Origin of the sequence: Polynucleobacter sp. QLW-P1DATA-2, from assembly GCF_001870365.1 — a bacterium.
GTDB lineage: Bacteria > Pseudomonadota > Gammaproteobacteria > Burkholderiales > Burkholderiaceae > Polynucleobacter.
In genome coordinates, this window is sequence record NZ_LZMQ01000005.1 from 26,125 (window position 1) to 43,499 (window position 17,375).

Below are 17,375 nucleotides of genomic sequence, written 5' to 3' on the forward strand. Positions count from 1 at the left end.
ACCGCCTATTTTTGAAATTGTAAGATTTCTTCCTCGGATTCTTGTTGTTTTTGACTGGAGTGATTTACCCTGAAACTTGCATTAGAAATCCAGCGGATGTCCCAAGTTCATTCAAGAAGTCGTTATTAGTAAGGTGCATCAAATTGAAGGTTAAGCATGGCAATTTTTTGCATTTACCAATAAGAAATTGGCTTGTTATTTTGATGCAAAAACATACCGTTTTTTTAGGCAACATTTGGTACGAAAATTTCAAGAAAAAAGACTCAAAAACCACCCTCATTTGCGGGAATTTTTGAGTCCTGTTCTCTATCACTTAGGTTTATCGCCCTAAGTGATTTTTTATTGGGTATTTTGGCTGTATTAGAAGCTATAACTGCCGGTAATCCAGCCTCTTGGTTGGGTTGTGCTGCCATCGGTATTCACAGGTTGGCCATATTGACTATATAGGGGGTTTTTACCCACCATCCAGGCAACCATGGCTCCTAGATTCCAACCCTCGTAATCCCACTTTGCTCCAAAACCTGCACCCATCAGTGAATAGGTATTGTTGGCGTTAGTAAGGCCTTGCCAGCCTGGGTAGGTAAATTTGTATTGCTGCACCACGCCACCATCAAAGAAGGCCGATATGTTTACTTTAGGCATCAGCTCATGACGCAACTCCATTGTGAGGATTCCGCCTTGAGCGCCGCCCGATTGCGCCACTGGGTAAGCGCGCACGCCATAGGGGCCGCCTAAATAAAATTGCTCGGCAGAATTGAGGTTGGTAGAGGCAAATTGGCCAGATAAGGCGGTATACAGGGTTGTTGTACCGTCTTCAACCAATTGCTGGTTGCGGTTACCAGAAAATGTCAGCTTGCTGAAATTGCTGGGGGTAATAGGCTGGTAAACCGTTGGAGTGGTATCTGGTACAGCATACATGCTGTAGTTCGACATGCTGGTTCCCAAGATGCTGAGGTTACCCAAAATTGCCGTTACTGAACCACTGCTAACAGCCCCATATCCAAAGCCATCCACAAAATTTCCGGATAAACCTGCTGATAGATTATTAATGTTGTAAGCGCTGATGGTTGTATTAGTAATCGTATTGCGGTTGTTGTAGCTCTTGATGTCGTAGTTCAAGCTAGTATTGAGGTTGGCACCTTGCGAACGAATGAGCGGGTAAGCCGCGCTGACGCCAGTAGTCCATGCATCACCAGCGCCGCCCGTGGACGAATAGTTGCTGACGTTTTTATATTGCAAATAGGTTCCTGCCAAACCCAGTCTTAAGCCATCTCTGGAGCCAGGTAGCGAGATAGCGCCCTGCACATATTGAGACCCCTGGGAGAAAATTCCATTGACTGATGCCGAGTCGCCAATTCCCAATGCGCCATTCAGGTTCATCGAAAATACACCTTGATTTGCGCCAGTAGTTCTACTGCCGTAGTTATTGGCCTCTACCCTTCCCTGAACCAAATCGGGCTGAGTCAGCTGCAAACGCAGATTGGTATCACCATCTTTTTCGCCCGGCTCTAATTGACTTGAAACCATCACCCCTGGAGTTTCATTGAGGATGATGATGGCGCGCTCAACCGCATCCATGTTGAGCGGATTGCCCAAAGGGTTGGCATAAGTAATATAGGCCGCTGCTTGCTCTTTACTAAAGCGTGTTGGTCCCTGCGGATTCTCCACTTCAACTTTTCCAAGCTTTGCCTCGGTAATCAGGATCTTAACTACCCCGTCCTTAATTTTTTGGGGAGGCAAAATTGCTTGAACCGTATAACCCTTCTTACGGTATAAGGTCTGAATGGCATCGCAAGCTCTTTGTAAATCATCAAAGCTCACCGGCACACCTACCCAAGAACGAATTGCCAACTGCACTTCTGCTTCAGGAAGAATATTGACTCCTTCCAGCACAAATGAATTAACCGTAAAACGCAATTCACCTTCTTTGCTGGCGCTTGGCTCGCTTGGCGTCGCTTTACCGGGCTCTGGCAATGCCAACGGCGAAGGTAATGGCAATTGTTGCTCGAGACCTCGCTGTAATGCGCCCGCATCAACTTGAGCATTTACAAGAGATGCGAGGCCAAGCTGCAGCGTCAGAAAAGCAATTGCGGATAGCTTGAAGGTCTTAGTACGGTTTGAGTGCATAGTTTGGGTACTGAATATCAGCATTAAATATCAAAAAGTTCTGAGATTTTAACGGTTTAGAGCGTTTTACAAAAAAAATGCCTATACAGGTTAAGATTTCGTATGAATTCAACTGTTAGCGCCCCAATTGCCTTTGATTACCCCCTGCAAGACTCAGCTGGCATCACCTGCACAGCTCAAGCCTGGGCCAAAGTACCGCACCACCTAGCTGGTCCTGAAAAAGCAGCTGTCATTACCCGTATTAAGGAGTTATTAGTAGAGAAAGATGCCGCCTTAGTGGCTCACTACTATGTTGACGGTGATATCCAGGATCTAGCTATCGAGACTGGTGGCTTTGTTGCCGACTCTCTGGAGATGGCACGCTTTGGCAAGAATCATCCCGCCAAGAATCTGATTGTTGCTGGCGTTCGCTTCATGGGTGAGTCTGCCAAGATTCTCAGCCCCGAGAAACGCGTCTTCATGCCCGACTTAGAGGCTACCTGCTCATTAGATTTAGGTTGCGATGCTGCTGACTTTGCTGCTTTTAGGGCAGCGCATCCAGATCGTGTTGTCGTTGTTTACGCAAATACTTCTGCTGCTGTAAAAGCACAAGCCGACTGGATGGTCACTAGCTCCTGTGCTTTAGCAATCGTTCATCGACTCAAGGTGGAAGGCAAGAAAATCTTGTGGGCACCCGATCGCCATCTTGGAAGATACATTCAGGAACAAACCGGTGCAGATATGTTGCTATGGAATGGCGCTTGTATTGTTCATGATGAATTTAAGGCGGCTGAACTGGAGATACTGAAAGCAGCGCATCCGAATGCCATGATCTTGGTTCATCCTGAATCGCCACAAGCCGTAGTAGATCTGGCAGATGTGGTGGGCTCTACTTCAGCCATGATCAAGGCCGTAGTTGAAGGCACTGCTACTGAATATATTGTGGCTACCGACAACGGCATCTTGCATCGCATGCGTCAGCTAGCACCCAATAAAAAACTCATTGAAGCCCCCACTGCGGGAAATAGCGCCACCTGTAAGAGCTGCGCCCACTGCCCCTGGATGGCCATGAATGGTCTCCAGGGTATTCTGGATTGCCTAGAAAATGCTTCTGGAGAAATTGTTATCGATGAGCCCATTCGGGTTGAAGCACTAGGTTGCATAGAGCGCATGCTCGATTTCACAACCAATCACCCTGACTTACTAGCTAAAGCGCAACATGGCTTTGTCAAGAATATCGGCGCCGCTTAATATTATTAGTTCCATTATTTTTCTTTTTTCTTTTGGATTGATCCGAATTCTCCATGTTTGAATACAACGAAACCCTAGAGCAAGCGCGTCAACGTAATATTCATGATGCGCTCATGGAGGATATTGGCACTGGTGATTGGACTGCGAAGCTAGTCCCTAGCAAATCAGTTCAGGCACACCTGATCGTGCGCCAAGAAGCAGTACTGTGCGGTGTTGATTGGTTTGAAGGCACCCTTAAGAAGCTTGATCCGAATGCAAAAATGACATGGCATTACATCGAAGGTGATTTAATGAAACCGAATACCAAGGTGTGCGATATTCAAGCTGACTCACAAGCACTGCTTTCTGCAGAACGCACCTGTATTAATTTCTTACAAACACTATCTTGGACGGCTAGCATTACCCGTCAACACGTGGATGCTATTGCAGATGCCAGCCCCAACCCTAAAGGCTGCGCAGTATTGGATACCCGCAAGACTATTCCCGGTTTACGTCAGGCGCAAAAGTACGCAGTACGAGTGGGTAGTGGTCAGAACCAGCGTCTTGCTCTATGGCACGGTATTCTGATTAAAGAAAATCATATTGCTGCTGCTGGTAGCGTTACCGCTGCATTAAAGAATGCGCAAGCACTGAACTCCGGGGTTGATATTCAGATTGAAGTAGAAAACTTTGCTGAATTAGAAGAGGCTTTAGCTGCAGGCGCCAAGAGCATTTTGATTGATAACTTCAATACCGATCAAATGAAACAAGCCGTAGCCATGACTGCGGGCCGCGCATTATTGGAGGCTTCTGGGGGCATTAACTTAGATCAGATGCGGGCCATTGCTGCTACTGGTGTTGATCGCATCTCACTCGGCAAGCTAACCAAGGATATGAATGCGGTAGATTTCTCGATGAGAATCTTATAAGTGCTCGCTCAATATCTTTAGAGAATCCCGCATTGCCACTAAGTTCATTAGTTGATTCATTGCCCGCTACTAGCTAAACTAGAGATTAGACGTGGTAATCATAATCACGCGATTTACCCCTTGTTGTACAACCCCCCTTCTTTTTTAAGTCTCCCAAAGAACATATGGGGATCATTTAAATAATAATGTATAAAATTTGATACAATTAATGAAAATAACAGAAAAGCCCATTCAATGGAGGGGGTCTAGCCTCAAGGATATTAAGGATGCAAAGATTTTTTCATCCGACGCCCGCAAGGAGGCTGGGCATCAATTGAGCCAAGTTCAAATTGGTTTGGATCCAGATGACTGGAGACCATTTGAAGAAGTTGGGGCAGGAACAAAAGAAATACGTATCAATCTAGATGATGGTTGGTATCGAGTGATGTACGTAGCAAAGTTTAATGATGCTATTTATGTATTGCATTGCTTCAAAAAGAAGACTCGAGTTACCAGTAAACAAGATAAGGATATGGCGATCAGTAGATATAAGGAAGTAATAGCAGAAAGGATAAGAAAATGACTCGTCAAAATAAAGCCACGCATATCACCCCCGTAGGTGGAAACATTTTTTCCGACCTTGGATTCTCTCCAAAAGAAGCGGCTAGACTGCAAGCAAAATCCAAGAAAATCATCTCGGAAAAGCTAGCTATTAAAGAGTCATTAATGACCGAACTATCCATGTGGATTGACGAAAAGCAACTGAAGCAACATGATGCTGCCATCATCCTTGGGGTAAGCCGTCCAAGAGTATCGGATGTCGTTCATAAAAAAACCGTTAAATTCACCATAGACTCTCTTGTGGATATGCTTGCTAGAACCGGAAAACATGTTGAGCTTTCAGTGAGATAAATGAATGTAAAAACAAAAATTATGCAAAAAGATTGGGTTGATCCGGATGATGCGCCCGAACTGGATAAGCAATGGTTTCAAGATGCGCACGTCTATATTGGAGACACTCTTATCAAAAGAGGTGTTGGTCGCTCTCCAATTAAAAAATACAAAAGAAATGCTAAGTCTGAGCTTAGATGCTGATATCTTAGAAAAACTACGTGTAAGCGATAAGGGATGGCAAACCCGCTTGAGCAATCATATTTAAGAGGCGGCTCTAAAAGATGCTCTTTGAATCGATTTAAGTTTCAGTAGATTCTAAGGTGCCCTCAGCTTGCGGCGTCAAAATTGTTGGATATGAGACTGCCCATGTACCTGGGTAGTCGCGACTGTAATGCAAACCCCTACTCTCTCTACGCATGAGCGCTGATCGCACAATCAGTTCGGCGCATTCGAGAAGATTTCGTAACTCAATCAGGTCACGTGTCACCTTAAAGTTCGCGTAATACTCTTGCACTTCATAACGAAGGAGCTTAATTCTGTGCAAGGCTCGTTCTAATCGACGATTGGTTCTCACAATGCCAACATAGTTCCACATGAGTGAGCGCAATTCATCCCAGTTATGCGCGATAACTACCTGCTCGTCAGCATCATCTACTTGGCTTTCATCCCAAAGTGGCAAATTTGGCATCGCTGGAGTCTTGAGTGCCGAGATATCTTCAGCAGCAGCTTTACCAATCACCACACATTCTAATAATGAGTTACTTGCTAAGCGATTGGCGCCATGTAAACCGGTATAGGTTGCCTCACCCACTGCATAAAGACCTGGAAGGTCTGTGCGACCTTTAAGATCAGTCACCACACCACCACAGGCATAGTGAGCTGCCGGTACAACCGGAATAGCTTCTTTTGTGATATCCAATCCAAGACTTAAGCAGCGCGCATAAATCATTGGGAAATGTTCTTTAATAAACGCCTCACCAAGATGAGTGGCATCAAGATGCACATAGTCCAAGCCATGCTTCTTCATCTCAAAGTCGATAGCGCGGGCAACGATATCACGTGGTGCTAATTCATTACGCTCATCATGATCGGGCATAAAGCGTGTGCCATCGGGCAGCTTTAATAGACCACCCTCACCGCGCATGGCTTCGGTAATGAGGAAAGTGCGATCACTAGGGTGATACAAACAGGTTGGATGAAATTGAATAAATTCCATATTGCCTACGCGGCAACCTGCACGCCAAGCCATGGCAATACCGTCGCCAGTAGCAGTATCAGGATTACTGGTGTAGCGATATACCTTACCCACACCACCAGTTGCCAAGACTACCGATTTAGCTTCAATCGTTTCTACGCGATTGTTTTTAATGTCTAAGGCATACACGCCATAACAGCGATTGGGTTTAGTGCGCTGAGTCTTGGCATCAAGCTGTCGATTAGTAATGAGATCTAGAGCAATCCAATGTTCCAAAATTCGAATATTTTTATGAGACTTGGCTTTATCCAATAACACTTCGTGGATCGCTTTGCCAGTAGCATCAGCAGCGTGTGCAATTCGACGATGACTATGACCACCCTCACGAGTGAGATGCAAGCCCATAGGCCCTGACTTATCTTCAGTGAAAGGAACGCCCTGCTCTACCAACCACTTAATAGCATCGGCGCTCTCTTCAGCAATATAGCGTGCAGTAGACTCCACCACCAGGCCTGCACCAGCGTCCAAAGTATCGGCTACATGGGAATCAATGCTGTCGTGTTCTTTATCAACTACTCCAACGATGCCGCCTTGAGCCCATGCAGTGGCTGCCTCACCCAAACCACGTTTAGCCATCAAAATCACCGGCTGAGTCTCAGCCATATGCAGGGCAACAGTTAAACCAGCTAGTCCAGCCCCAATAATGAGGACGGGTAACTCAGCTTGAGCTTGGGAAGGTGTTGGTGTTGAACTCGCCATAGAGGGTTCATTCTAAAGGGCAATAGCTTTAGACGTTGCCTTATGCTATTTTTTACTACCGCGAGGAATAAACGGGCTTGATAAGGAGCCAAGCTCCGCCATTGAAAGCAAGGCATTACGAACAAAAGATCTTGGGAGATCCGGATTCTCTAGACATACTCTGTTTAGCCTTGTTTCAAAAGCAGTCAAATTTCGACTGTCTACGTCTATGATTTCGCGTTGATTATTCATAAAGTCAATTATGAGGGAGATTAAAACCAATAAACCCCATCTTTGGGATGGGGTTTATTGGTAGTAAAACATTTACTCCTTTAGTGAATTCACTAAATATTAGACATCACCTTTGATCCGCCTGGGGCATTGGTGCCATATCCCATGATCTTGGCTACATCACCGCCTTTGGCAAGCTTAACTGCACAGTACTTAAATTCTGGAATCTTGCCAAATGGATCTAGGGCGGAGTTAGTAATCAAGTTAGCCGCAGCCTCGTAATAAGCAAACGGAATAAAGATCACGCCTCTTGGCGTACCGTCATCTCTACGTACATGAATACCCACCTCGCCACGACGAGATTGAACGGTAATCACATCGCCAGCACTAACACCTAACTGGGTCATGTCTTCACCATGCATGGATACGGTGGCCATTGGTTCAATAGCATCCAAGACCGTTGCACGACGAGTCATACTGCCGGTGTGCCAATGCTCCAATTGACGGCCCGTGATGAGCACAAATGGGTACTCAGTATCTGGGCGCTCATTTGCTGGAATGATGTCAGCAGGAACCAGTTTGACCTTACCGTCTGGAGTAGCAAAGCTATCATCAAATACGATCGGGCGACCTGGATCTTCTGCACTTAAGCATGGATAAGTCACGCTCGATTCTTTTTCCAGGCGCTCCCAAGTAATGCCATTGATGGCAGCGTGCATGGCTTGGCGCATTTCATCATAAACTGCTGCAACGCCATCATCAGAACCCTGGTAATTCCAGTTCAGGCCCATGCGCTTTGCAATTTCCTGAATAATCCAGAGGTCTGGCTTTGCATCGCCCGGAGGATTAATTGCCTTCTTGCCCATCTGCACCATACGGTCGGTGTTGCTAGCCGTACCCACCTTCTCAGGCCAAGCACTTGCTGGTAGCACAACGTCTGCAAGCAGAGCCGTTTCAGTCATAAAGATATCTTGAACTACCAAATGCTCTAAAGAAGCGAGCGCATGACGTGCATGATTTAAATCAGGGTCACTCATCGCAGGATTTTCACCCTCAACGTACATGCCACGAATCTTATCGGGATCACTATCAGGCGCAGTAATCTTGTGCATGATTTCTACCACGGTATAACCAGGCTTCTTATCCAGCGGCGTATCCCAGAACTTTTCAAACCAAGCATGCGCTTCTGGATTATCAACACGCTGATAATTCGGGAACATCATCGGAATCAAACCAGCATCGCTGGCACCCTGTACATTGTTCTGACCACGCAATGGATGCAAACCAGAGCCTGGCTTACCAATCTGACCAGTAATGCTGACCAAGGCAATTAAGCAGCGTGCATTATCAGTGCCATGCACGTGTTGGCTCACACCCATACCCCACAAAATCATGGCCGATTTGGTAGTAGCAAACTCTCTAGCAACTTCGCGCAAAGTCTCTGCTGGAATGCCGCAGATGGGTGCCATTGCTTCAGGGCTGTAGCCCTTGATATTTTCTTTGAGAGCTTCGAAGTTATTGGCACGGTTCGCAATAAAGTCTTTATCAGCCAGCCCCTCTTCAATAATCGTGTAGATCATGGCATTGAGCATCGCCACATCAGTATCTGGCTTGAACTGCATTGTGCGCCAGGCGTGCTTACTAATCTCAGTCTTGCGTGGATCACACAAGACAATCTTAGCACCACGCTTAGCGGCATTCTTAAACCAAGTAGCGGCCACTGGATGGTTGGCAGTTGGGTTGGATCCAATCAGGAAAATCAAACTGGAGTGCTCAACGTCATTTACTTGGTTGCTTACCGCACCAGATCCAACGCCCTCTAATAACGCTGCTACAGATGATGCATGGCAAAGGCGCGTGCAGTGGTCAACGTTATTGCTACCGAAACCTGTGCGGACTAATTTCTGGAATAAATAAGCCTCTTCGTTGCTGCCTTTTGCAGAACCGAATCCAGCAAGGACTTTATTGCCATACTGGTCTTTGAGCGCCTTTAATTTGCCACCAGCAAAATCGAGCGCCTCTTCCCAAGTTGCTTCACGGAAAATGTCAGACCAATCTTGCTTCCCTTCGAGCATTGACTCATCTTTAGGGACGCCAGGCTTACGAATTAGTGGCTTAGTTAAGCGCTGTGGATTATGGATATAGTCCATACCAAAGCGCCCTTTTACACACAGACGATTGTGATTGGCCGGGCCATCACGACCTTCTACGCTAACAATCTTTTCATCTTTAACGTTGTAAGTAATTTGGCAACCGACACCGCAGAATGGGCAAACAGAATCGACCTTACGATCCACTGTTTGTGAGCCAATTAATCCTTTAGGCATTAATGCACCGGTTGGGCATGCCTGCACACACTCGCCACAAGCAACACAAGTACTCTCGCCCATAGGATCATTTAGATCGAACACGATCTCGCTATGAGCGCCACGCATCGCATAACCGATCACATCATTGACCTGCTCTTCACGGCAAGCACGTACACAACGATTACATTGAATACAGGCATCTAAATTTACAGCCATTGCTGGATGAGAAATGTCATTGGCAACCTTCTCACGACGCAAAGCTTTAAGTTCTGGGCGCACTGTCACATCCATGCGGGCAGCCCAAGTGCTCAGCTCACCATGTTGATTGTTTTGCTCCTCCTCTTTGCTATCCCCCACCCACTTAAAGCCTTCATCTGGCATATCAGAGAGCAACATCTCGAGAACAAGCTTTTGGCTCTTTACAGCGCGTTCGCTATTGGCCTTCACTTCCATACCTGGCGTTGCGCTCCTACAGCAACTAGGTGCCAAGGTACGCTCGCCATTGATTTCGACTACGCAAGCACGACAGTTGCCATCAGGGCGGTAGCCGTCTTTAAAGCATAGATGTGGAATATCAATACCGTGGCGTTTTGCAGCCTTCAGAATTGTTTCACCTTCATAGGAAACAATGGTCTTGCCGTCTAATTTGAACTCAACGGTTTGCAATTCGAGTTCTTTTGGATTGGTTGGTGCGTTCATATTTGTCTCGTTCTTCCCTGATCTCTGATTAAGCAACTTCTTGCGGGAAATATTTATGAATACAACGAATAGGATTTGGTGCGGCTTGGCCTAGACCACAGATCGAAGCATCCACCATTACGGTAGCTAAGTCTTCAAGTGTTTCCTGATCCCAAGATTTGGCTTGCATCAACTTAGCAGCTTTTCCTGTACCAACACGGCACGGCGTACATTGACCACAGCTCTCATGCTCAAAGAAGTGCATCACATTCAAAGCCATATCGCGAGCTTTGTCTTTATCACTAAATACCATGACAGCTGCAGAACCAATAAAGCATCCATAGGGTTGCAAGGTATCAAAATCTAGCGGAATGTCATTCATGGTTGCAGGCAAAATACCGCCCGATGCTCCACCAGGTAAGTAGCCATAGAAGTGATGACCCTCTTGCATGCCGCCACAATATTCATCAATCAATTCTTGAATGGTGATACCAGCGGGAGCCAACTTCACACCAGGCTTTTTCACGCGCCCGCTCACGCTGAAGCTGCGCAAGCCTTTGCGATCATGGCGTCCATAAGAGCTAAACCACTCTGGTCCACGAGAAATAATGTCACGTACCCAATAGAGGGTTTCAAAGTTGTGCTCGAGAGTTGGTCTACCAAATAAACCCACTTGAGCAATATAAGGAGGACGCATCCGAGGCTCACCACGTTTGCCCTCAATACTTTCGATCATGGCGGATTCTTCGCCGCAGATATATGCACCTGCACCACGACGCAATTCAATATTCGGAATGGGGAATGGTGGATTTGCTTGGAGCTTCGCCAATTCTTTTTCAAGGAGCTCACGGCAACCATGATATTCATCGCGCAAATAAATATAGCAAGCATCAATGCCCACAACATTAGCTGCAATTAATAAACCTTCTAAAAAACGATGTGGATCGCGTTCAAGATAAGTGCGGTCTTTGAATGTACCTGGCTCACCTTCGTCAATATTGACTGCCATCAGCTTAGGAGCTACTTGATCTTTAACAATACGCCACTTACGACCTGCTGGGAAACCTGCACCACCCAAGCCACGAAGGCCAGAGCTTTCCATTGCTTTGATGATGCTTTCAGCATCACGCTTTCCATCAATAATTTCTTTTGCCAGACTATAGCCACCTTTAGCGCGATAGGCTTCGTAACCGACATAGTCAGGCGAAACCGCTTGATTCTCGCCCTGCTGAGATATGCCCTGCTCCGCCAATAATCCTGGCTCAAAGGCTCCATCATCTTTTGCCAAAGGTTGAGTGGTTAATTTATTGCTGACTGCGGCCTGAACTTTGTCAATACTTGCAAATAACACTGGATATTGATGTACTACAGCTACAGGAGCTTGCTCGCAACGACCTACGCAAGGAGCAGCAATCACTTTGACATTTGGGTTCCCTAAGATTGCAGGTAATTTAGTGAGCAGGTTTTGTGCGCCAGCTAATTCGCATGCAATGCCATCACATACGCGGACGGTGATATCAGCAACTGGATCATTGCCACGTACAACTTCAAAGTGGTGATAGAAAGTAGCTACTTCATATACCTCAGCCATTGGCAAATTCATTTCTTTTGCCAATGCAACTAAGTGACGATCATGCAATGCACGATATTCATCATTTAACTTATGCAGGTTTTCAATTAACAAATCACGACGATGTGGTGCATTACCAATCAGTTGTCGCACTTCAGCAACCGATGCGTCATCCGCCTGACGACCTTTAAGCTTGCTCTTACGGCGAATGGTCTCCCTTAAATCATCTGCAGTAGCAACCGCAACCGCTTTGACTTCTCCGGAAGGCTTTGGGTAATTCATAGTCTCTAGTCTCTAATTTTTATTCGTTTTTGTTGCATGCGGATACGCTGCGCCAATGGCGCAAACGCAAAATAACAGTTAATTTTGGGTTATTTCCCAGTACATGTCCTTGACGGCGCTCAAGGACTTAAATTAAGGGTTAACCCTTATATTAAATCAGGGATGGAGAGGGCTTGTCACCAGGCGGAAGGGAATAATCCAACTTACGCTCATAAAGCCTTGCCTTATAGCAATCCTGGTAACCTTTACTGCCGATTTCCCAGCCTATCGAGGTGCAGTCATCTTGGGCAGCTTGCTCAATCGAGCCGCAGCCGACCAGAGATCCCGCAGCAAGGATGATGGAGATCAGGGAGAGGCGCATTTTTGATGAATTCATGCCTCAAGTCTACTAGATTCTGAGCCCAACATCGAGGGAATGGAATACCGCCTGATTGCCGCATTTGAGGGAAAGCCTCTACTTGTATTTAAGGGTCAATATCAGCAACAATGAATTTCCTGAAAAACTATATAAATTGAATGGAGACCATGATGAGATCTACTAGATCATCTTTCAAATTCCTAAGCGCACTACTCTTTTGCATTCAAGCAGCCCTCTTCAGCGGTTCTGCTGCCGCTCAAAATCAAGATGGTTTTGTAGATCTCATTGATGGCGTCAGTTTGTCTGGCTGGAACATTATTGGTAATGCCAGCTGGGTGATTGGCAATGGGATTGTTGAGGGCAATAAACCGAATGGTTTTTTAGTTAGCGCCAAGTCTTACAAGAACTTTGTAATCAAGGCGGAGTTCTGGGCAGAATCCAATACCAACAGTGGCATCTTTATACGCTGCCAGGATCCAAGCAAAGTTACCCAGAGCACCTGCTATGAAGTCAACATCTGGGATACGCGTCCTGAGCAAGCCTATGCCACTGGTGCAATTGTCGATGTCGCCAAAGTTGATCCCGTCCCTAAAGCCGGTGGACGCTGGAACACTATGGAGATCATAGCCAATGGTTCACACTTTAAGGTCACGCTCAATGGCGTAGTCACTGTTGCTGATGGGCAAGACAGTAAATTTGCTGATGGTCCGATTGCACTGCAATCGGCTGGTGGTGTGATTAAATTTAAGAAGGTTCAAATTAAGCCGATTTAATGGCTCTATGATTGATACAAAAAGCCACCCAAGGGTGGCTTTTGTTTTGCCCGGCATTACCAATAAACGCTGGGGCGCTTATGCTGGTGGAAAGCCTGCCTTCTGCGCCCACATATTCGTAAACACATGAATCACCGGCTTTTCATAAACGCCAGCTTTAGTGAATGGTTCATTGCTAAGCCATTCATCTACTGCCGCTCTGCTTGGGAAATCCATTGCCAGCAAACTTCCAACAACAGTCTGGCCATCCTCCGAAGTCAGCGGCCCAGCAAAGGCCATGCGGTCAGCTTGCTGAGCTAAATAAGCGCGATGCTCTGGGCGAATCTGCACACGCAGCTCGGCTGTACCTGGACGGTCCATTAATAGAATTGCAAAAATCATGTCTTCTCCACGTCTTTCTGTTTTGATTGTGAAATCTTACGCTAGAACTTTTACCAGGCTTGCTGCTTGCCATCGATCCAAGTCTCTTTCACCTGAATGTTGCGAATTTGCTCAACAGGAGTCTTTCTTGGATTGGCAGATAGCACCACCAAGTCAGCCTGTTTACCCACTTCCAAGCTTCCCAACTTGTCGTCGGAGAACATTTCGTAGGCAGCATTGATAGTCACCGCACGAATAGCATCATCGACGGATACGCGCTCATCAGGACCTAATACTTTGCGAGGCGCTTTTTGCCATAGGCGCCCTGCACCCTCTGTGATGTAGTTTAAGGGTCCTACGTTCGATACGGGGGAATCACTGTGATAGGCAAAGCGCGCACCCTCCTTCTTAAATGAAGCAGAAGGGTCGATACGATTAGCACGCTCTGGACCAACAATGTGATCATGAAATGCTTCGCCCCAATAATCGACGTGGCCAATCGTGAATCCTGGTATTACCCCCATTTGCGCAGCTCTTTTGACTTGCTCAGGAGTATTGATTGTGAAATGCTCAATACGCAAACGACGAGCCTTGGGATCAGGATTGCCGGCCAATAATTTGGCATAAGTATTCAGGGTTTGCTCTACAGTGCGATCGCCGTTCGCATGAATGGCAATCTGCCAGCCTTGATCAAAGAGTGGCTTAACTTGATTGAAGATCTCATCATCTTTGTAATCCAAGTTCCCTTTAAATTGAGTGCCCTTTGGATAGTCATAAGGCTGATTTAGTGCGGCAGTAATTCCTTGGGTAGAGCCATCAGATACAAATTTGATTCCCACAAAACGAAGGCGATCATCGCCATCATTTGGCTTAATCGTATTAAAGCCTTTACTTAGTAATGGGCCATAAAGATAGGCTCTGACTCGGATTGGAAAGCCATCGCTGTGCGTAACGGCATTAAACAATTTCAACTCGTTATCCAAACCAAGCATGAGACCTAAAGTAATTTCAGCAGAGGTAGTGACACCTTTAGAAGCAATGTACTTTGCTGTTTTTTGCATCGCTTTAGCTAAGTCAGCATCGCTGGGTGGCGGCATCTTTTTTACCAAAGACAAAATGGCAGAAGGCTCTACAACTACCCCCGTGAGTCGCCCTTGAGCATCTTTCATGTAGATTCCACCGTTACCAGGATTTGGGGTCTTATCGTTAATGCCAGCAAGCTCAAAAGCCTTGTGATTTACGTAAGCAATATGCCCCGATTGATTCATGACCAGAATCGGAACATCAGTAGAGACCTTATCCAGGATATCAGCGGTCAATTCCGCCATAAAGGGTTTTGTACGTGAAGGGTCTACACCAAAACCAGCCAACCACTGCCCTTTTGGCAAAGTCTTCAGAGCAGCTTTCAGTTTTTGACTGAGTGTATCTAAGGTGTCATATTGATCTGAGAAGTTTGTTAGGTTCAGCCACATCTCTTCAGTAATCGCGGTCATCAGAATATGGATATGGGGCTCGACAAAACCTGGCATCAAGGTTTGACCTTTGAGATCAACTACCTTGGTGGTGCTTGCTTGCCATTCCTTAAGGACAGCATCTTTTTTACCAACAGCAACAATCTTTCCGTTCTGCACAGCAAGCGCCTGGACTTCCTCATTCTTGGCATTGACTGTCACAATCGGCCCGCCATAAAAAATGGTGTCAGCAACCTGGGCTGCAGATGCAATATGTGGCATCACGACCAATCCAGCTGAAATAAGTGCTATTTGGATAAAACGTTTCATTAATAAAACCCCATTTGAAATTAACTCTGAGAAATAAAGCTTAGCCGATATTCAGAACAATACATATCAATGAATGCCCTAAATAAAAAGCCACCCGAAGGTGGCTTTCTTGATACTTGGCGGAAGAGGCGTCCATAAATGAGCCCTCCTAAGAGCTCCATCAAAACCCTGAAGCCTTTTATCTATATAGGTTTTTTGGTTAACCACACTCCCGACTAGCCCTCTCTAACCCACTAAAATCTATGCATTGGTGGTGGGTAGAGTGGTGGGTAGAGAACGGGGTGTTGAGGCTTGGAAGAAGGTAAAAAAATCAGCTTTACGGCACGAGGTCTTGGGTCAATCATAAGTCCTGGGTACCATGCTGACCCAGAATCCAAGGGTCTATATATCCAAGTATCAAAAGGGGTAAATAGCTTTAAGCGTAGCTGGATTTTTCGCTATACCAGCCCCACCCTATTTAAAAGACGTGAAATGGGCCTAGGGTCCCTAGAAGCCAGGTCTTTGGCTGATGCGCGCCGAAAAACCCTTGAATTGCGTCAATTGATAATGGATGGCATCGACCCGACCGAGGATCGACGCAAGTCCCAAAGCAAAAGAATTGCAGCGATTAATAATGGCATCACCTTTAAAGAAGCTGCCGAACGCTGTATTGAGGGAAGAAAAGCAGAGTGGAAGAGCTCTAAGCATGCTGACCAATGGAGGAACACCATCTCTACCTTTGCATATCCTGAGATAGGTGAATTGCGCGTAGACCAGATCAACACCAGCCATATCGCCAAATTACTAGAGCAAGAAATTAAAAAAAAAGAATGGCACTGTTGAGGGTACGTTTTGGAATGTGCGCACCGAGACCGCAACTAGGGTAAGGCAACGCATTGAGGTGATCTTTGATTGGTGCAAAGCCCATGAGTACATCAAGGGAGATAACCCAGCACGCCTAAAAGGTGCGCTGGGACATTTGCTACCCAAGGCTAAAAAGATTCAGAAGAAGAGTCATCACCCAGCCCTACCGTTTCAGCGCATTGGGGAATTTGTAAAAGATCTTCGAGGGCACAACGGATATTCTGCAGTGGCATTGGAGCTATTAATTCTGACCGCCACTCGCACAAGCGAAGTTATTGAAGCTAAGTGGACTGAATTCAATTTAGAAACTAAGGTGTGGGTTATACCTGCGTTACGAATGAAGGCTGGAAAAGAACATCGTGTTCCGCTAAACGCTAGGGCAATGGAGATCCTTGAACATCTAAAAACTATCAGCGTGAACAGCTATTTATTTCCAGGGGCCTTGCATAAAGAAACTCACCTCTCCAATATGGCGCTACTTTCCATGATGAGAAAGATGCCTAAGTATTCAGAGTATGTTCCTCACGGCTTTAGATCAACATTTAGGGATTGGGCAGCTGAGACCACGGACTATCCGAATGAAACGGTTGAGCTAGCTTTGGCGCATACCATCAAGAATAAGGCTGAGGCTGCCTATAGGCGTCAGGATCAACTAGAGAAGCGCTGCAGATTAATGAGCGAATGGGGGGAACTTATTAATGGTTAGTCTGCTAACGGCCGAGGCTGTGTAAAAACCCAAAATACTTCCATTGATTTAGATTTAAAGCGTGTACACGGGTTTTGGCCTTAAATCAAACGCTTCTGGTTGAGCCAACAATTCTGTTTTGGTAATTTGTGATTTTTTAGTAACGCCTCGTAGAGGCGTTACTCAGGCCTGTTTATTACGGATTGAGTAAGGCTTTCGCCTTATGTCGCCATCGCCTTCATCAGATTGCTACTGCCCATGATCTTCATGACCCGTTTGAGGTTGTAAGCCAGGATATGCAGACTCATTTCTGTACTCACATGCTCTTTGGTTTTGGTGAGGAAGTGAGTGGCCCCCATCCAACTCTTTAAGGTTCCAAAGGTATGCTCAATGGTGCATCTTCGGATCTTCATGGCATCAGGCATGGCTTCTAG

At 46.1% G+C, this 17,375-nt stretch carries 17 protein-coding genes; 9 read left to right on the forward strand and 8 right to left on the reverse strand.

From position 1 onward, the window contains the following. Window positions 1-360: 360 nt before the first annotated feature. On the reverse strand, window positions 361-2,127 hold the full coding sequence (locus tag A9236_RS09495; RefSeq protein ID WP_071467864.1) for a ShlB/FhaC/HecB family hemolysin secretion/activation protein: 1,767 nt from the start codon (window positions 2,125-2,127) through the stop codon (window positions 361-363). A 102-nt stretch (window positions 2,128-2,229) separates the two neighbouring features. On the opposite strand from A9236_RS09495, the gene nadA reads away from it, so the two are divergent. From nadA to A9236_RS11550, 6 genes are all read left to right on the forward strand, one after another. Then, window positions 2,230-3,357 (forward strand): quinolinate synthase NadA, encoded by a 1,128-nt coding sequence (gene nadA, locus A9236_RS09500; RefSeq protein WP_071465980.1) that lies wholly within the window; start codon window positions 2,230-2,232, stop codon window positions 3,355-3,357. A 53-nt stretch (window positions 3,358-3,410) separates the two neighbouring features. After that, window positions 3,411-4,265: a carboxylating nicotinate-nucleotide diphosphorylase gene (gene nadC / locus A9236_RS09505; RefSeq protein ID WP_071467865.1), complete on the forward strand. Its 855-nt coding sequence runs from the start codon at window positions 3,411-3,413 to the stop codon at window positions 4,263-4,265. Window positions 4,266-4,473: 208 nt separating this feature from the next. Next, entirely contained in the window at window positions 4,474-4,827 is a 354-nt protein-coding gene (locus tag A9236_RS09510; RefSeq protein WP_071465982.1) for a type II toxin-antitoxin system RelE/ParE family toxin, read from the forward strand. After that, on the forward strand, window positions 4,824-5,156 hold the full coding sequence (locus tag A9236_RS09515; protein WP_071465983.1) for a helix-turn-helix domain-containing protein: 333 nt from the start codon (window positions 4,824-4,826) through the stop codon (window positions 5,154-5,156). The genes A9236_RS09510 and A9236_RS09515 overlap by 4 nt, the downstream gene beginning before the upstream one ends. Before the next feature lie 21 nt (window positions 5,157-5,177). Continuing rightward, window positions 5,178-5,339 (forward strand): hypothetical protein, encoded by a 162-nt coding sequence (locus A9236_RS09520; protein WP_236638848.1) that lies wholly within the window; start codon window positions 5,178-5,180, stop codon window positions 5,337-5,339. Then, on the forward strand, window positions 5,314-5,403 hold the full coding sequence (locus tag A9236_RS11550) for a BrnA antitoxin family protein (protein WP_369821182.1): 90 nt from the start codon (window positions 5,314-5,316) through the stop codon (window positions 5,401-5,403). The genes A9236_RS09520 and A9236_RS11550 overlap by 26 nt, the downstream gene beginning before the upstream one ends. A 33-nt stretch (window positions 5,404-5,436) precedes the next feature. Here the strand turns inward: A9236_RS11550 and nadB are convergent, their stop codons facing one another. From nadB to A9236_RS09540, 4 genes are all read right to left on the reverse strand, one after another. Continuing rightward, window positions 5,437-7,092, reverse strand: coding sequence for an L-aspartate oxidase (gene nadB / locus A9236_RS09525; RefSeq protein ID WP_071465984.1), 1,656 nt, complete (start codon window positions 7,090-7,092; stop codon window positions 5,437-5,439). A 323-nt stretch (window positions 7,093-7,415) separates the two neighbouring features. After that, window positions 7,416-10,310 carry a formate dehydrogenase subunit alpha gene (gene fdhF, locus A9236_RS09530; protein ID WP_071465985.1) on the reverse strand — a complete coding sequence of 965 codons (2,895 nt, stop codon included), beginning with the start codon at window positions 10,308-10,310 and terminating at the stop codon, window positions 7,416-7,418. Window positions 10,311-10,338: 28 nt separating this feature from the next. Beyond that, entirely contained in the window at window positions 10,339-12,141 is a 1,803-nt protein-coding gene (locus A9236_RS09535) for an NADH-ubiquinone oxidoreductase-F iron-sulfur binding region domain-containing protein (RefSeq protein ID WP_071465986.1), read from the reverse strand. Between the two features lie 151 nt (window positions 12,142-12,292). Beyond that, window positions 12,293-12,517, reverse strand: coding sequence for a hypothetical protein (locus A9236_RS09540; RefSeq protein ID WP_071465987.1), 225 nt, complete (start codon window positions 12,515-12,517; stop codon window positions 12,293-12,295). A 152-nt stretch (window positions 12,518-12,669) separates the two neighbouring features. On the opposite strand from A9236_RS09540, the gene A9236_RS09545 reads away from it, so the two are divergent. Next, a complete protein-coding gene (locus tag A9236_RS09545) occupies window positions 12,670-13,272 on the forward strand; it encodes a DUF1080 domain-containing protein (protein WP_071465988.1) in 603 nt (200 codons plus the stop codon). 78 nt (window positions 13,273-13,350) lie between these two features. On the opposite strand, the gene A9236_RS09550 is transcribed toward A9236_RS09545, so the two are convergent. Both A9236_RS09550 and A9236_RS09555 read right to left on the reverse strand, forming a co-directional pair. Further along, on the reverse strand, window positions 13,351-13,653 hold the full coding sequence (locus tag A9236_RS09550; protein ID WP_071465989.1) for a YciI family protein: 303 nt from the start codon (window positions 13,651-13,653) through the stop codon (window positions 13,351-13,353). Window positions 13,654-13,703: 50 nt separating this feature from the next. Beyond that, the gene (locus tag A9236_RS09555; RefSeq protein WP_071465990.1) at window positions 13,704-15,413 is read right to left on the reverse strand and encodes an amidohydrolase; all 1,710 of its coding nucleotides are present in this window, start codon (window positions 15,411-15,413) and stop codon (window positions 13,704-13,706) included. A 291-nt stretch (window positions 15,414-15,704) separates the two neighbouring features. Here A9236_RS09555 and A9236_RS11480 point away from each other — a divergent pair, with 291 nt between their 5' ends. Beyond that, on the forward strand, window positions 15,705-16,235 hold the full coding sequence (locus tag A9236_RS11480) for an integrase arm-type DNA-binding domain-containing protein (protein ID WP_083398926.1): 531 nt from the start codon (window positions 15,705-15,707) through the stop codon (window positions 16,233-16,235). Window positions 16,236-16,251: 16 nt separating this feature from the next. Beyond that, entirely contained in the window at window positions 16,252-16,962 is a 711-nt protein-coding gene (locus A9236_RS10910) for a site-specific integrase (RefSeq protein ID WP_083398927.1), read from the forward strand. Between the two features lie 200 nt (window positions 16,963-17,162). On the opposite strand, the gene A9236_RS09565 is transcribed toward A9236_RS10910, so the two are convergent. Then, window positions 17,163-17,375, reverse strand: a 213-nt coding sequence (locus tag A9236_RS09565) for a transposase (protein ID WP_143070629.1), incomplete at its 5' end; no start/stop codon positions are given.

Bases quoted from the DNA above. Each gene is read 5' to 3' on its own strand.
- A9236_RS09495 (WP_071467864.1), bottom strand. From the start codon at position 2,127: ATGCACTCAAACCGTACTAAGACCTTCAAGCTATCCGCAATTGCTTTT.
- nadA (WP_071465980.1), top strand. From the start codon at position 2,230: ATGAATTCAACTGTTAGCGCCCCAATTGCCTTTGATTACCCCCTGCAA.
- A9236_RS09540 (WP_071465987.1), bottom strand. From the start codon at position 12,517: ATGAATTCATCAAAAATGCGCCTCTCCCTGATCTCCATCATCCTTGCT.
- A9236_RS09515 (WP_071465983.1), top strand. From the start codon at position 4,824: ATGACTCGTCAAAATAAAGCCACGCATATCACCCCCGTAGGTGGAAAC.
- nadB (WP_071465984.1), bottom strand. From the start codon at position 7,092: ATGGCGAGTTCAACACCAACACCTTCCCAAGCTCAAGCTGAGTTACCC.
- A9236_RS09550 (WP_071465989.1), bottom strand. From the start codon at position 13,653: ATGATTTTTGCAATTCTATTAATGGACCGTCCAGGTACAGCCGAGCTG.
- A9236_RS11550 (WP_369821182.1), top strand. From the start codon at position 5,314: ATGCTAAGTCTGAGCTTAGATGCTGATATCTTAGAAAAACTACGTGTA.
- A9236_RS09545 (WP_071465988.1), top strand. From the start codon at position 12,670: ATGAGATCTACTAGATCATCTTTCAAATTCCTAAGCGCACTACTCTTT.
- A9236_RS09555 (WP_071465990.1), bottom strand. From the start codon at position 15,413: ATGAAACGTTTTATCCAAATAGCACTTATTTCAGCTGGATTGGTCGTG.
- A9236_RS09520 (WP_236638848.1), top strand. From the start codon at position 5,178: ATGCAAAAAGATTGGGTTGATCCGGATGATGCGCCCGAACTGGATAAG.
- fdhF (WP_071465985.1), bottom strand. From the start codon at position 10,310: ATGAACGCACCAACCAATCCAAAAGAACTCGAATTGCAAACCGTTGAG.
- A9236_RS09510 (WP_071465982.1), top strand. From the start codon at position 4,474: ATGAAAATAACAGAAAAGCCCATTCAATGGAGGGGGTCTAGCCTCAAG.
- A9236_RS09535 (WP_071465986.1), bottom strand. From the start codon at position 12,141: ATGAATTACCCAAAGCCTTCCGGAGAAGTCAAAGCGGTTGCGGTTGCT.
- nadC (WP_071467865.1), top strand. From the start codon at position 3,411: ATGTTTGAATACAACGAAACCCTAGAGCAAGCGCGTCAACGTAATATT.